11 protein-coding genes are annotated in these 12129 nt (G+C 40.8%); 2 read left to right on the top strand and 9 right to left on the bottom strand.

Annotation, left to right across the window (positions count from 1 at the left end):
* Positions 1-4 precede the first annotated feature (4 nt).
* The 5 genes from ACLI1A_RS04550 to ACLI1A_RS04570 all read right to left on the bottom strand — a co-directional run bounded on the left by ACLI1A_RS04550 (position 5) and on the right by ACLI1A_RS04570 (position 5206).
* Positions 5-457, bottom strand: coding sequence for a phosphoheptose isomerase (locus ACLI1A_RS04550; protein ID WP_411406555.1), 453 nt, complete (start codon positions 455-457; stop codon positions 5-7).
* Positions 458-485: 28 nt separating this feature from the next.
* Positions 486-1817 carry a 4Fe-4S dicluster domain-containing protein gene (locus ACLI1A_RS04555; protein ID WP_411406557.1) on the bottom strand — a complete coding sequence of 444 codons (1332 nt, stop codon included), beginning with the start codon at positions 1815-1817 and terminating at the stop codon, positions 486-488.
* 42 nt (positions 1818-1859) lie between these two features.
* Complete coding sequence (locus ACLI1A_RS04560) at positions 1860-2843, bottom strand: MlaD family protein (protein WP_411406559.1); 984 nt, start codon at positions 2841-2843, stop codon at positions 1860-1862.
* Positions 2844-2920: 77 nt separating this feature from the next.
* Complete coding sequence (locus tag ACLI1A_RS04565; protein WP_411406561.1) at positions 2921-4051, bottom strand: N-acetylmuramoyl-L-alanine amidase family protein; 1131 nt, start codon at positions 4049-4051, stop codon at positions 2921-2923.
* A gap of 33 nt (positions 4052-4084) precedes the next feature.
* On the bottom strand, positions 4085-5206 hold the full coding sequence (locus ACLI1A_RS04570; protein WP_411406563.1) for an N-acetylmuramoyl-L-alanine amidase family protein: 1122 nt from the start codon (positions 5204-5206) through the stop codon (positions 4085-4087).
* Positions 5207-5328: 122 nt separating this feature from the next.
* On the opposite strand from ACLI1A_RS04570, the gene ACLI1A_RS04575 reads away from it, so the two are divergent.
* Positions 5329-8028, top strand: a complete 2700-nt coding sequence (locus tag ACLI1A_RS04575; protein ID WP_411406565.1) for a putative LPS assembly protein LptD — start codon at positions 5329-5331, stop codon at positions 8026-8028.
* A gap of 63 nt (positions 8029-8091) precedes the next feature.
* Positions 8092-8469, top strand: a complete 378-nt coding sequence (locus ACLI1A_RS04580) for a RidA family protein (RefSeq protein WP_411406567.1) — start codon at positions 8092-8094, stop codon at positions 8467-8469.
* Between the two features lie 71 nt (positions 8470-8540).
* Here the strand turns inward: ACLI1A_RS04580 and ACLI1A_RS04585 are convergent, their stop codons facing one another.
* The 4 genes from ACLI1A_RS04585 to pfkA form a co-directional block, all read right to left on the bottom strand.
* Entirely contained in the window at positions 8541-8909 is a 369-nt protein-coding gene (locus ACLI1A_RS04585; protein ID WP_411406569.1) for a methylglyoxal synthase, read from the bottom strand.
* A 15-nt stretch (positions 8910-8924) separates the two neighbouring features.
* The gene (locus ACLI1A_RS04590; RefSeq protein WP_411406571.1) at positions 8925-9773 is read right to left on the bottom strand and encodes an N-acetylglucosamine kinase; all 849 of its coding nucleotides are present in this window, start codon (positions 9771-9773) and stop codon (positions 8925-8927) included.
* 129 nt (positions 9774-9902) lie between these two features.
* A complete protein-coding gene (gap, locus tag ACLI1A_RS04595; protein ID WP_411406573.1) occupies positions 9903-10904 on the bottom strand; it encodes a type I glyceraldehyde-3-phosphate dehydrogenase in 1002 nt (333 codons plus the stop codon).
* 39 nt (positions 10905-10943) lie between these two features.
* Entirely contained in the window at positions 10944-11930 is a 987-nt protein-coding gene (pfkA, locus tag ACLI1A_RS04600) for a 6-phosphofructokinase (RefSeq protein WP_411406575.1), read from the bottom strand.
* Positions 11931-12129: the final 199 nt, after the last annotated feature.

Here is a 12129-nt window from a genome sequence, read left to right on the forward strand (position 1 = left end):
AGTATTATTCTTGGTCGTGTTTACCATCATCAAAAACCTGGATGGTAACCTCTTTTTCTATCAGTTCGGTAAATTTACCCCTATAACGTGTGGCTTTAACCAAGTGGTTGTCTATCCAGTGGTAGTTACCACCGCGAGGTTTGCCCATAAGCATACCATGGTACTTAAAGCCATGCTTGTTAAGCCACTCTTCGGTAACCTGACGGTGCGCCTCTGTACGAGAAGTAAAAAAGAATATAATATGCCCTTCGTCATACCAGCGGTTCAGGGTTTCCAGTGCATCAGGGTATACGGCAGCTGTAACCATCCTTTCCGGCTCTTCATTCGGTATATCGTCACAAATTGTTCCGTCTATATCAATAAGATAATTTTTTATGCCCTCAGGGAGTATAGGGCTTACATGCTCACCATTTTCGGTAAGCTGCTGCAGGTTCTTGTCAATGTCTTCAGCTTTCATAATTAATCTAAATACCGTTTATACAAAATTACAACTCTTCTTTCCAGTTTAAGCGGTCCATCTGGCTGTATTGCCATGGTGCACCGTTATTTTCTACGTTACTCATCATGCCGTTAAGCTCGGTAGGGGCCGCGCTTTGTTCCATAACAAGATAACGCCTCATGTCCATAATAATAGACAACGGGTCTATATTTACCGGGCAGGCCTCTACACAGCCGTTACAGGTAGTACATGCCCAAAGCTCTTCCGGCGTAATATAGTCATTCAGTAACGACTTACCATCATCAACAAATGTGCCGTTGTTAGCGTCAATATTTTTACCCACTTCTTCTATCCTGTCGCGGGTTTTCATCATAATATTCCTTGGCGAAAGCTTCTTGCCGGTAAGGTTTGCAGGGCAAGATGACGTACATCTTCCACACTCAGTACATGTATAGGCATTAAGCAACTGAACCCAGTTTAAATCCTGAACATCGCTTGCGCCAAATTTGGCCGGGGCTTCACCTTCAGCAGCAGGAGGTGCGGCAGCAAATGGGTCGGCATTAGGGTCCATCATCAGCTTCACTTCGGCGGTAACCGAGTCAAGGTTGTCAAACTTGCCTTTAGGCTCCAGTTTAGCGTAATATGTATTAGGGAATGCAAGCAGTATATGAAGATGCTTAGAATAGTACAGATAGTTCATAAATACCAGAATACCGGTAATGTGAAGCCACCAGCACACACGCTCTACGATTTCAACCGCCTCAGGATTTATACCATTAAATAATGGAGATATAAAACCAGATACAGGGAATGAACCGGCAGTGTGGTAATGGCTAAAGCCTACACCCTGCAGGTAATGGTCTGCCGCGTTCATTGTAAGGAACAGCAGCATTAATACGGTTTCGAAATAAAGGATATAATTAGCATCGTTTTTTGGCCAGCCTTTAAGGTCGCCATGGGCAAAACGCCATAGTTTAATAACGTTTCTCCTAAACCAAAAAACAGTTACAGACAATATAACACCTAGTGCTAATATTTCAAATGAGCCTATAAGGAAGTTATAAAAACCGCCCATAAAGCCGAAAAGCCTGTGCGTACCAAATATACCGTCTATGATAATTTCAAGGAGTTCTATATTTATAAGCACAAAGCCTACATAGACAATAATGTGCAAAAAACCTGCCACCGGGCGGCGCACCATTTTACTTTGACCAAGAGCTATCATGGCCATGTTGTTCCAGCGTGCAGACGGATTGTCTGACCTGTTTATGCTACGCCCCAGCTTAATGTTTCGTATTAATTTTTTTACATTGTTAGCAAAGAAACCAAAACCTGCAATAAGCAGCAGTACAAAAATTACATTATCGATATAGGCCATATATAAAGGCAATTATTTCAACAAATATAAAAAAAAGTGTGATTATTTTTTCACTTCTTCATTTTTTGCCTTTTCTTCTTCCTCGGCAGGTGCTTTGTAAGGAGTGGCTTTTCTTCCAAAAACAGATAAGTGGATGTAACGCTTAGGGTTTTCCTTCACATCTGCAAGTAATTCTTTCAGTTCTTTAGACGCCCCATTAAGGTTATTATACATAGCCTCATCCTTCATTAGTTTACCTAGCGTACCTTTACCTGCCTCAACATCACTTAAAATGTTGTCTACGTTAGCCAGTGATTTCTCAAGCTTTTTTACGGCTTCACCCAGGTTAGCCTGATTTATAGAATCAGAAATCTTTACAAGATTAGTACTTGTTTTATCCAGGTTAGTAAGCGTAGCGTCTATATGGTTCTTGTTCCCTGCAAGCATACCATCAAGGGTATGTGCTGCATGGTTAAACTCTTTCATAGTACTACTCAGTTCGGCAATAGCTATACGAAGGTTTTGCTGGGTTTGTACATCCAGTATACTATTAAAACGCTGCAAAAGGCTATCGGCACTGGTTACTGTAGACTCTACCTTGGTTTGAAGTGGACCAAGCTTATCTCCTACCTGGGCAAACATACCAGGAGCAAGATTTGGCGAAAGAAAATCGCCATCCTCAGCAAGTGTAGCGTTTTTCATATCAGGCACTATAGCTATCTGTTTACCCGAAAGCCCTAAACCCGGCTCATAAAGCGTAGCAACGCTTGTTTTAGAAATAGGGAAATCAGTTTTTATAAGCAGTTCTACCTGTACAAGGCCTTTTACTGCATCTTTAAACTGTATATCGTTTACCTTACCTACAGTAACACCATTTAGTGTTACCGGAGCCGACGGCGGCAGCCCTTCTACGTTATCATATACCACATAAAATGTTTTATATGAATTAAATAGGTCTTTCCCTCTTAAATAACTATATCCCCATATAAATATTAATATAGAGCCTAATACTAAGATTGCGGTTTTAACTTCTCTTGTAACTTTCAAAACGTAATATTTTTTAACAAATGTAGGACAAATAAAATTATGTAAGTGTGAATATTATTTTAAAGCTTTTGTAAAAGCTACAAATTCTTTAATGCCTCACCCATACTTATAATTTCACCGTTTTTAAAGGGTACTATGTATGCCGAGTCATACCCTTTCTTTTTGGCCTGAGCCAAAAGCTCTTTTGATTCATCGTAATCAGAAGTTTCGCCATAAAAATAACGTATAAGCTTCCCTTCCTTTTCTTTAGATATATTTTTTAAACCTTTAAAGTTTGCCGGTTTGGTATCAAGATTACGGTTACTGGCTGAAATTTGTACCTTAAATACAACTCCAGCTATAGTTGCAACAGACTCAGCTGATTTTTCAGCAGTCTTTTCGGTTTTTACTTCAACCGTTTTTACATCATCTTTTTCTACGCGCTTTTTTTCGTACTCCCTGCTGCTTACGCTTTTACCTCTTACAAGATTTTTATAATCAATAATGGCGTCGGCTATGGTTTGTGCCAGCTCATCCTGCCCGGCCTCGCTATCCAGGTAAGCTCCCTCGGTTTTGTGCGACACAAAGCCAAGCTCTACCAGTACACCCGGCATAGTAGTGGCATCAAGCACCCACAGTGGTATTTGCTTAATACCCCTGTCATTCTTTTTAAGCCCCCTGAAACCGTCACGTATTTTTGTGGCAAGAACCACACTTTGGTTAAGGTTTTCATCCTGCTGCACAGATAATCCTATATATGTATCTGCACTATTAGGATCAAAGCCCTTATATTTTTTCTGGTAATCTTTTTCCTGATAGATAACACTGTTCTCTTTTTTAGCCACCTCCAGGTTCATACCGGCACGGTAAAGCCCCATTACAAAAGTTTCGGTACCATAAGCCGAAGCCGCATTAACCCCGTTACAGTGTATAGATACAAAAAGGTCGGCATTTTCTTTGTTGGCTATATTAGCCCTTTCCCGTAGCTCTACAAAAACGTCGGTTTTACGGGTATAAATCACATCAAACCCCGGTTCGCGCTCTAAAATCTTACCAATTTTAAGCACTGTTTTAAGCACAATTTCTTTTTCCATGTGCCCATTATGGTTAGTTCCGGTATCATGACCTCCATGGCCTGCATCGAGCACTATTTTAAAATCCTGGGCAAAAACAGCCATACCCGTAAACAACAGTACCGCTATAAAACCCCGATTAATTAGTTTTCCCATATTAAAGTCCAGATAAAGTGATTTAAAAAATTCCTATTTATTAATTGCTTCCTGTATACTAATTTTTTTCCCGTCTCTAAACGCTACTACAAAAGCGCCGGTATACCCCTTAGCCTTTGCTTCCTCCATTAGAGACTTGGCCTCGTCATATTGCGATGTAGCTCCATAATAGTACTTTATAGACGGTGTAGCACCATCTTTAGATATTTTATCAAGCCCCTTAAAATTAGCCGGAGTAAGTTCCAGATCACGGCCGCCTGAAGCTATTTGCACCTTAAACATAACATTTCCGGCTACAGCGGTAGGTACAGGTGTTTCTACACGATTAGGCCTGGCAGGTTCAGGGGCTACAATTCCGGGCTTAGTATTAGCTACCGGCTGGCTACTACCATTAAAATATTCTTTTTTGTACTCTGTAACAGCCTTGGCAATCGCTCTTGCTAATTCGTCCTGCCCCGCATCAGAGTTTATGTACACCCCTTCGTCCTGAGACGAAAGGAAACCTATTTCTATAAAAACGGCAGGCATGGCCACTTTATTGAGTATCCATAACGGAGCCTGTTTAACACCCCTGTTTTTTCTTTTAATATTAGTAAACCCTTCCTGTAGTTTACTGGCTAAGTCAAGGCTTTTAGAAAGTACTGCTTCCTGCTGTGCAAGAGAGCCGTTTATTACCTCAGGGGCAGCAGGATTATAACCGTCGTACTTATCCTTAAAATCTTTTTCAAGGGTAATTACGGCATTTTCCTTTTTAGCTATCTCAGCACTGTTAAGATTCTTTGTAGTTCCTAATACATAGGTTTCTGCACCAAATGCCTGCTTTTTAGCTTCGGCATTACAATGTATTGAAATGAAAATATCAGCCGAAGAACGGTTAGCCACAGCAGCCCTGTCGGCCTGGGTTACAAATTCATCGGCACTCCTTGTAAAGGTTACATCTATAAATGAGTCTGCCTCAAGCAGCTTACCCGCTCTAAGAGCAATATTAAGGGCAATGTTCTTTTCAACAAAGCCATTGTACACTGCGCCAAAGTCTTTACCGCCGTGTCCGGGGTCTATTACTACCCTGAATTTTGCACCGCTTTGTGCAAATGTTACCGTACATGATATAATAAAAAGCCAAAAAGCCTGTTTTAATTCCGTGTTCCTTTTCATTGCGTTTTGGTTATTTTACTGCTAATGACATAGTTATATTTAGTGGTGAGTTTGCCAAAAATATCGTATGTTTGACACACCAAAAAATGAGCCATACTGTTACAAAATTAGTATTAAAACCATTGCGCACAAACTTATTTAATATCGTTTTATCAGCAATTTTCCTAACAGTGGGGCTTGGTAAACTGCACGCTCAGGAAGGAAGAAAGATTCAACGCGGCGTAAAACGAACCGTGGAACAGCCAGCATCTGCTAAGAAAGAAGCCGCTAAAGAAAAAGAAGCTACCAAGACACCCGACACTACTAAAGTAGCTGTTGCCGATACAGTTAAGAAACAAAAAAAGGGTCTTGATGCCATTGTAAAACGCTCAGCAGACGATTACGAAAAGCTTGACCAACGTAAGAAAGAGCTTACCTTATACAATAACGCCTACATACAAATGAATGACATGGAGCTTAAGGCCGGTGTTATTTTAATGAAGTATGATAAAAACGAAGTTTTTGCCGGGCGTATGAAGGACAGTACCGGCGCTTACAGCCAATATCCTTACTTTAAACAAGGCTCTAACGTTATTGAAGCCGACTCAATACACTTTAATACGGTAACAAAAAAAGCCCGTGTATGGAACTCCCGCAGCGACCAGGGTGAATTCCGTATTAAGGCAGAGATTACAAAAAAAGAAAACGACTCGGTTTATTTTATGCGTGGAGCAAACTTTACCACGTCTACTAACATAGACCATCCGGAATATTTTTTCCGCACCAATAAAATAAAATTTGTACCCGGCGAAAAAGTGGTTGTAGGCCCTACCAATATGTGGATTGCCGACGTACCTACCCCATTGGGGCTTCCGTTTGCATTTTTCCCCATGAGCCAAACCGCAGAATCGGGCTTTATAGTACCTTCTTACGGAGACAGTAATACCCGCGGGTATTATCTGCAAAACGGTGGATACTATTTTGCCTTAGGCGATTATTACGATTTGGCTGTTACTGGAGACTATTATACTAACGGCAGTTACGGTTTACGGACACAAAGCAGCTACTCTAAACGGTACAAATATAGCGGTAACGTAAACATACGTTTTGAAAACCTTATAAGCAGTGAGCGTGGTTTCCCTGATTATACCAGGGCACGAAACTACAACATACAGTGGTCTCACAACCAGGATAGTAAATCAAACCCTAACTCACGTTTCTCGGCAAGTGTAAACATGGGTTCCAGCAAGTATTTCAGGCAGTCACTTAATACCGCTAACATTGGTGCCAGCCTAAACAATACCCTACAATCGTCTATATCGTACTCTAAGACGTTCCAAACGGTGCCGCAGGTAAATATGTCGCTTAGCGCCACACACAGCCAGAACACCAATACACAGGCTATAAACATGACCCTGCCTACCCTACAGGCCAGTGTAGACCGTATTTACCCTTTTGCAAGGGCAGATCAACCTAAAAAAGGGCTTATCAAAAATATGAACCTGCAATATAACCTGCGCGGTGAAAACAGGATAAGCACTTACGATTCGCTATTCTTTAAGCCGCAAATGTTCCGCGATGCTAAAACAGGTTTGCAACATACTATTCCGCTAAGCACAAATTTTAAGGTATTTAAATTTTTCAGTGTTTCGGCAAGTACAAATTATCAGGAAAACTGGGTTTTTAACACTATAAGTAAAGAATATAATTCTACCACAAACACAGTAGTTACTACCGATGAAAAAGGTTTTGATGCCTTTAGAACCTATAACTTTTCATCGAGTATAGGTACTACGGTATATGGTACTTTCAACTTTGGCGAGGATAAAAAAATCCAGGCCATCCGCCACGTAATGCGTCCGTCAGTTTCTTACAGCTACACCCCGAGTTTTGACCAGTATTATGACACCTACCAGGTAGATGCTTCAGGAACGAAATATGCTGATTATACCCGCTTTGAAGGTGGGCTGTACGGTACTCCCGGAAAAAGCATGAGCAACAACGTAGGTATGGCGCTGAACAACACTTTTGAAGCCAAGGTACGCGATGACGATGAAAAAGCCACCGAACCTAAAAAAATAATGCTGTTAAATAACCTAAACCTAAGCACCAGCTACAACATGGCTGCCGACTCGCTTGCTTGGTCTCCACTACGCATTACGGGTGGTACTACAGTATTTAAAAACAAAATGAACATTAACTTCGGTACTTCATTAGATCCATACGCACTGGATAATGCAGGTAACCGTATTGACACATACAATATAGACAACGGCGGAAGCCTGTTTAGGCTTACCAGCGCTAACCTAACGCTGAACTACTCTTTTTCAAGCAAAGGAGATAGCAACGACAAGAACAAAGACAACCAAACCGCCCGTAACGGTGGCCGTACCGATGACCTTTTTGGTACAGCAACTGACATGGCCGACCAACGGAAAAGCCTCTTTGACAACGAAGAAGAAGATGACGGTAAGGAAAAGAAAAAAACCGGCAGCAAGTTTTACAATGCCGAACTCCCCTGGGATTTAAAACTGGCTTACTCGCTTACATACACCAATAACAACCGGGAAAGTAAGATAGCCAGCAGCTCACTAATGATGTCTGGTAACGTGGATTTAACCCCACGCTGGAAAATGGGCTTTTCATCGGGTTACGACTTTGTACAGAAAGGGGTTACCTTTACCCAGCTGCGCTTTGAGCGCGACCTGCTAAGCTGGCGTATGGACTTTAACTGGGTTCCTATGGGTACTAACAAGTACTGGAGCTTCTTTATAGGTATTAAGTCGTCTGTACTAAGCGATATTAAGTGGGATAAGCGCCAGGTACCGGACAGGAGTTTATAACAACAGTATAATAACAAGCCTTTTACACCAGATGTTGAAGGCTTTTTTTAAACATCAATAACTATGAAAAAAATTATTTTTACAGACAAGGCACCAGCACCTATAGGCCCATATAGCCAGGCTACACAAATAGGCAACACCATTTACACATCAGGACAAATACCGCTTACCACAACAGGCGAACTTGTTACCGAAAGCATTGAGGCCGAAACAAAACAGGTAATGGAAAACCTTAAAGTAGTTTTAGAAGCCGCAGGCGCCACATTTGAAAACGTAGTAAAGACCACTATCTTTATCAGTAATATGGATGATTTTGGCAAAATAAACACCGTATACGGAAGCTACATAAACGAAGAAACTGCTCCTGCACGCGAAACCGTACAGGTAGCAAGACTACCAAAAGATGTTAATGTAGAAATATCTATGATAGCAGTGGTATAAACCTATATCACCGTAAAAAAAAGGATAGTTAAACATAATTAACTATCCTTTTTTATTTGTTGTTTGTTTATTTAAACTGATAAAGCCTTCATAAACAACTCAGCCGAAGACGGGTTTGTAGCAATAGGCACATTGTGCACGTCGCAAACCCTTATCAGCATATTAATATCTGCATCATGGGCATGGCTGCTCAGCGGGTCTTTAAAGAAAAGTACCAGTGCGGTTTTTCCTTCTGCTACTCGCCCTGCAATTTGCGCATCGCCACCCAGCGGTCCCGAAAGCATTCTACGAACCGTAAAACCGGCTTCTTCAGCCCTGCCCCCGGTAGTACCGGTAGCAATAAGTTTTACATCTTCTTTCATTAAAATGTCTTTATGGGCGGTAAGAAAAGTTACCATACGGTCTTTCATACCGTCGTGGGCTATAATAGCGATTTCCATGAATATGTTTCGTAATTAGTTAAGCTCGTGATATTCTATCAGGCCATCAATAGGCCTTCTTAATACATTACCTAATTTAAGGCCGTTAGCGCTAAGTACCTCATCAAGTTCTGCTTTCAAGTAGAATGCAATAGAACCTACAAAGTGTACCGGAATTTCGCGCGCATCATCAAACTGTAGTATGTAGTTTTCTACAAATACCTGCATAGCATCGGTAATGATCTTTTTGATGAATGCCTCTTCTTTATTCTGGATAAGGAATTTAGCAAATGTAGCAAGATAAGCATTTGGGTTTGGCTCCTTGTACAGGTTATGCTTTATTACATCTGGGTCCAGGTTATATTCTGCCGCAAATTTATCAGACAGGTGCTTAGGCATTTTATTAAAATAGTAAGCACGGATAAGATCGCGTCCGAAACGGTTTCCGCTACAGTCGTCCATAGCTATATAGCCCAGTGACTGTACTTTTTGTATTAGTTGCTCTCCGTCAAAATAGCTACAGTTAGATCCTGTACCTAATATACAGATGATAGCTTTTTCATTAGAAGGGTTAGTAGCATACGCCGCAGCATAAGTATCTTCTTTAACTACCACATCAGCATTTGGAAAAAACTCTTTAAAAACGTTACTCATGTACGTTTTCATCCTGTCTGTACCACAGCCTGCACCGTAAAAAAACAGGTTTGATACATCCTTGCGGTTATTATAAATATCAAAACGGGCTTCTAGCCTTTCCAGGGCCTCTTCCTTATTGATAACCTCAGGGCTTAGCCCAAGGGTTTGGGTGGTAAAAAGCCTGTTTCCCTCGTCGTCAAGGGCTATCCAGTCGGCTTTTGTGGCACCACTGTCTACCAGTAGTTTCATAGTTGTTACAAGTTTGGGTTAGGTAAGAGTAAAATTTGGGTTACTAAAAAGTTACAGTATGGGTTACTTACTGCTTAAAAAAGACAATGTCCCGCATTAACAGGTAATGCAGGACATGTTATACTATAATTACAAAGATGCTATGTGAGCAGCAAGGTCAATAAGTTTGCTTGAATAGCCATACTCATTGTCATACCAAGACACAAGCTTAAAGAATGTAGAGTTAAGACCGATACCGGCTTTAGCATCGATGATGCTTGTACGCTTATCTGAAACGAAATCCTGAGATACTACGTCATCTTCAGTAAAGCCAAGGATGCCTTTTAGTTCGTTTTCAGAAGCAGCTTTAAGTACAGCCATGATTTCTTCGTAAGAAGTTTCTTTAGCCACTTTTACAGTAAGGTCTACTACAGAAACGTCTACCGTAGGTACACGGAATGACATACCTGTAAGTTTACCGTTTAGCGCAGGGATTACTTTACCTACAGCTTTAGCAGCACCTGTAGATGAAGGAATAATATTTACGCTTGCTGCACGGCCACCTCTCCAGTCTTTCCTTGAAGGACCATCGGCAGTCATTTGAGTAGAAGTAGTAGCGTGTACTGTAGTCATAAGACCTTCTACGATACCAAAGTTGTCATTGATAACTTTAGCAAGCGGAGCAAGACAGTTTGTAGTACATGAAGCGTTAGACACAACGATATCAGCAGCAGTAGCTGTTTCGTGGTTAACACCCATAACAAACATAGGAGCATCTGCAGACGGAGCAGAAATGATAACTTTCTTAGCACCACCTGTAATGTGCTGTGAAGCAGTTTCGATAGTAGTAAAGATACCTGTAGACTCAGCTACAACATCTACACCTACTTCATCCCACTTAAGGTTTTTAGGGTCTTTCTCGGCAGTAACCCTTATGTGTTTTCCGTTTACATAAAGTTGGTTGTCTTTAACCTCAACCTCACCTTGAAAACGGCCGTGAACTGAATCATATTTTAATAGATAAGCCAAATGATCTACATCAAGCAGGTCGTTAATAGCTACAACTTCAACATTATCCCTGTTGAATGTTTCGCGGAAAACGATACGGCCAATCCTACCGAAACCGTTTATCCCTAATTTAACTGTTGCCATTTCTTCTAAATTGTTTTTTTGTTTATTTATTTACTGAAATTAAATAGATACGATATCAGATACTTTGATAAGTTCTTTATCTATCTGCGACTTACCTTTAACAGCAAGTTCCAGTGGAGTAAGTACTATTTCATCTTTGCTAACACCCACCATGTAGTTAGATTTTCCTTCAAGCAGCACTTCAACCGCTTTTACACCCAGCCTGCTGGCAAGCACCCTGTCAAAGCATGAAGGAGCACCACCACGCTGCATGTGGCCAAGGATAGACACACGCACGTCATATTCCGGCATGTTTTCATCAAAGTATTCTTTAAGCTCAAAAGCGCTTTTTCCGGTTTTTTCACCTTCAGCAATAACAACAATGCTAGATGATTTACCCGAAGCTTTACTACGCTTAAGCGATTCTACAAGCCTGTCCAGACCCATATCCTCCTCCGGGATAAGGATTTCTTCAGCACCTGCACCAATACCGGCATTTAGAGCTATGTGACCTGCATCCCTACCCATAACTTCTACAAAGAAAAGCCTGTTGTGCGAGCTTGCAGTATCACGTATTTTATCGATAACCTCTACAACTGTATTTAAAGCAGTATCATACCCCAGTGTAAAACTGGTGCCGTAAATATCGTTGTCTATGGTTCCCGGTATTCCTATTACAGGAAAGTTGTATTCGGCATTAAATATAAGTCCTCCGGTAAAGCTACCGTTACCCCCTATTACCACAAAGGCATCTATACCTTGTTTTACCAGATTATCATAAGCCTTTTTACGGCCTTCAGGAGTCATAAACTCTTTTGAACGGGCAGATTTAAGAATAGTACCTCCCTTGTTAATAATATTATTTACAGTACGTGGGCCCATTTCTTTGAAATCTCCCTCTATCATACCCTGATATCCCCTGTAAATACCCGTACATTCGATATTGTGGTAAGCACATGTGCGAACTACGGCACGTATAGCGGCATTCATACCCGGTGAATCACCACCTGAAGTAAGTACACCTATTCTTTTCAATTTACTTGACATTTTTCAGTATTTGAATGGTAAAATTAATAATATAATATAATTTATGCATTTAATTTTGGGTTATATTATCATTTTAGCAGATTTTCAATCGTTTTCGTTAATAAGTTTTTCTGAAACACCTGTTAATAAAGAATTAAAAAGCAGGTGAATTCTCAAAAAATCACCTGCTTTTTTTTATAATCTAAAATTATTCTGCGAC

Source organism: Flavobacterium sp. RHBU_3 (assembly GCF_046613565.1).
Lineage (GTDB): Bacteria > Bacteroidota > Bacteroidia > Flavobacteriales > Flavobacteriaceae > Flavobacterium.

What these genes read in the sequence shown, in the direction of transcription:
- ACLI1A_RS04555 (WP_411406557.1), bottom strand. Translation starts at nt 1,817, where the DNA reads ATGGCCTATATCGATAATGTAATTTTTGTACTGCTGCTTATTGCAGGT.
- gap (WP_411406573.1), bottom strand. Translation starts at nt 10,904, where the DNA reads ATGGCAACAGTTAAATTAGGGATAAACGGTTTCGGTAGGATTGGCCGT.
- pfkA (WP_411406575.1), bottom strand. Translation starts at nt 11,930, where the DNA reads ATGTCAAGTAAATTGAAAAGAATAGGTGTACTTACTTCAGGTGGTGAT.
- ACLI1A_RS04585 (WP_411406569.1), bottom strand. Translation starts at nt 8,909, where the DNA reads ATGGAAATCGCTATTATAGCCCACGACGGTATGAAAGACCGTATGGTA.
- ACLI1A_RS04580 (WP_411406567.1), top strand. Translation starts at nt 8,092, where the DNA reads ATGAAAAAAATTATTTTTACAGACAAGGCACCAGCACCTATAGGCCCA.
- ACLI1A_RS04550 (WP_411406555.1), bottom strand. Translation starts at nt 457, where the DNA reads ATGAAAGCTGAAGACATTGACAAGAACCTGCAGCAGCTTACCGAAAAT.
- ACLI1A_RS04590 (WP_411406571.1), bottom strand. Translation starts at nt 9,773, where the DNA reads ATGAAACTACTGGTAGACAGTGGTGCCACAAAAGCCGACTGGATAGCC.
- ACLI1A_RS04565 (WP_411406561.1), bottom strand. Translation starts at nt 4,051, where the DNA reads ATGGGAAAACTAATTAATCGGGGTTTTATAGCGGTACTGTTGTTTACG.
- ACLI1A_RS04570 (WP_411406563.1), bottom strand. Translation starts at nt 5,206, where the DNA reads ATGAAAAGGAACACGGAATTAAAACAGGCTTTTTGGCTTTTTATTATA.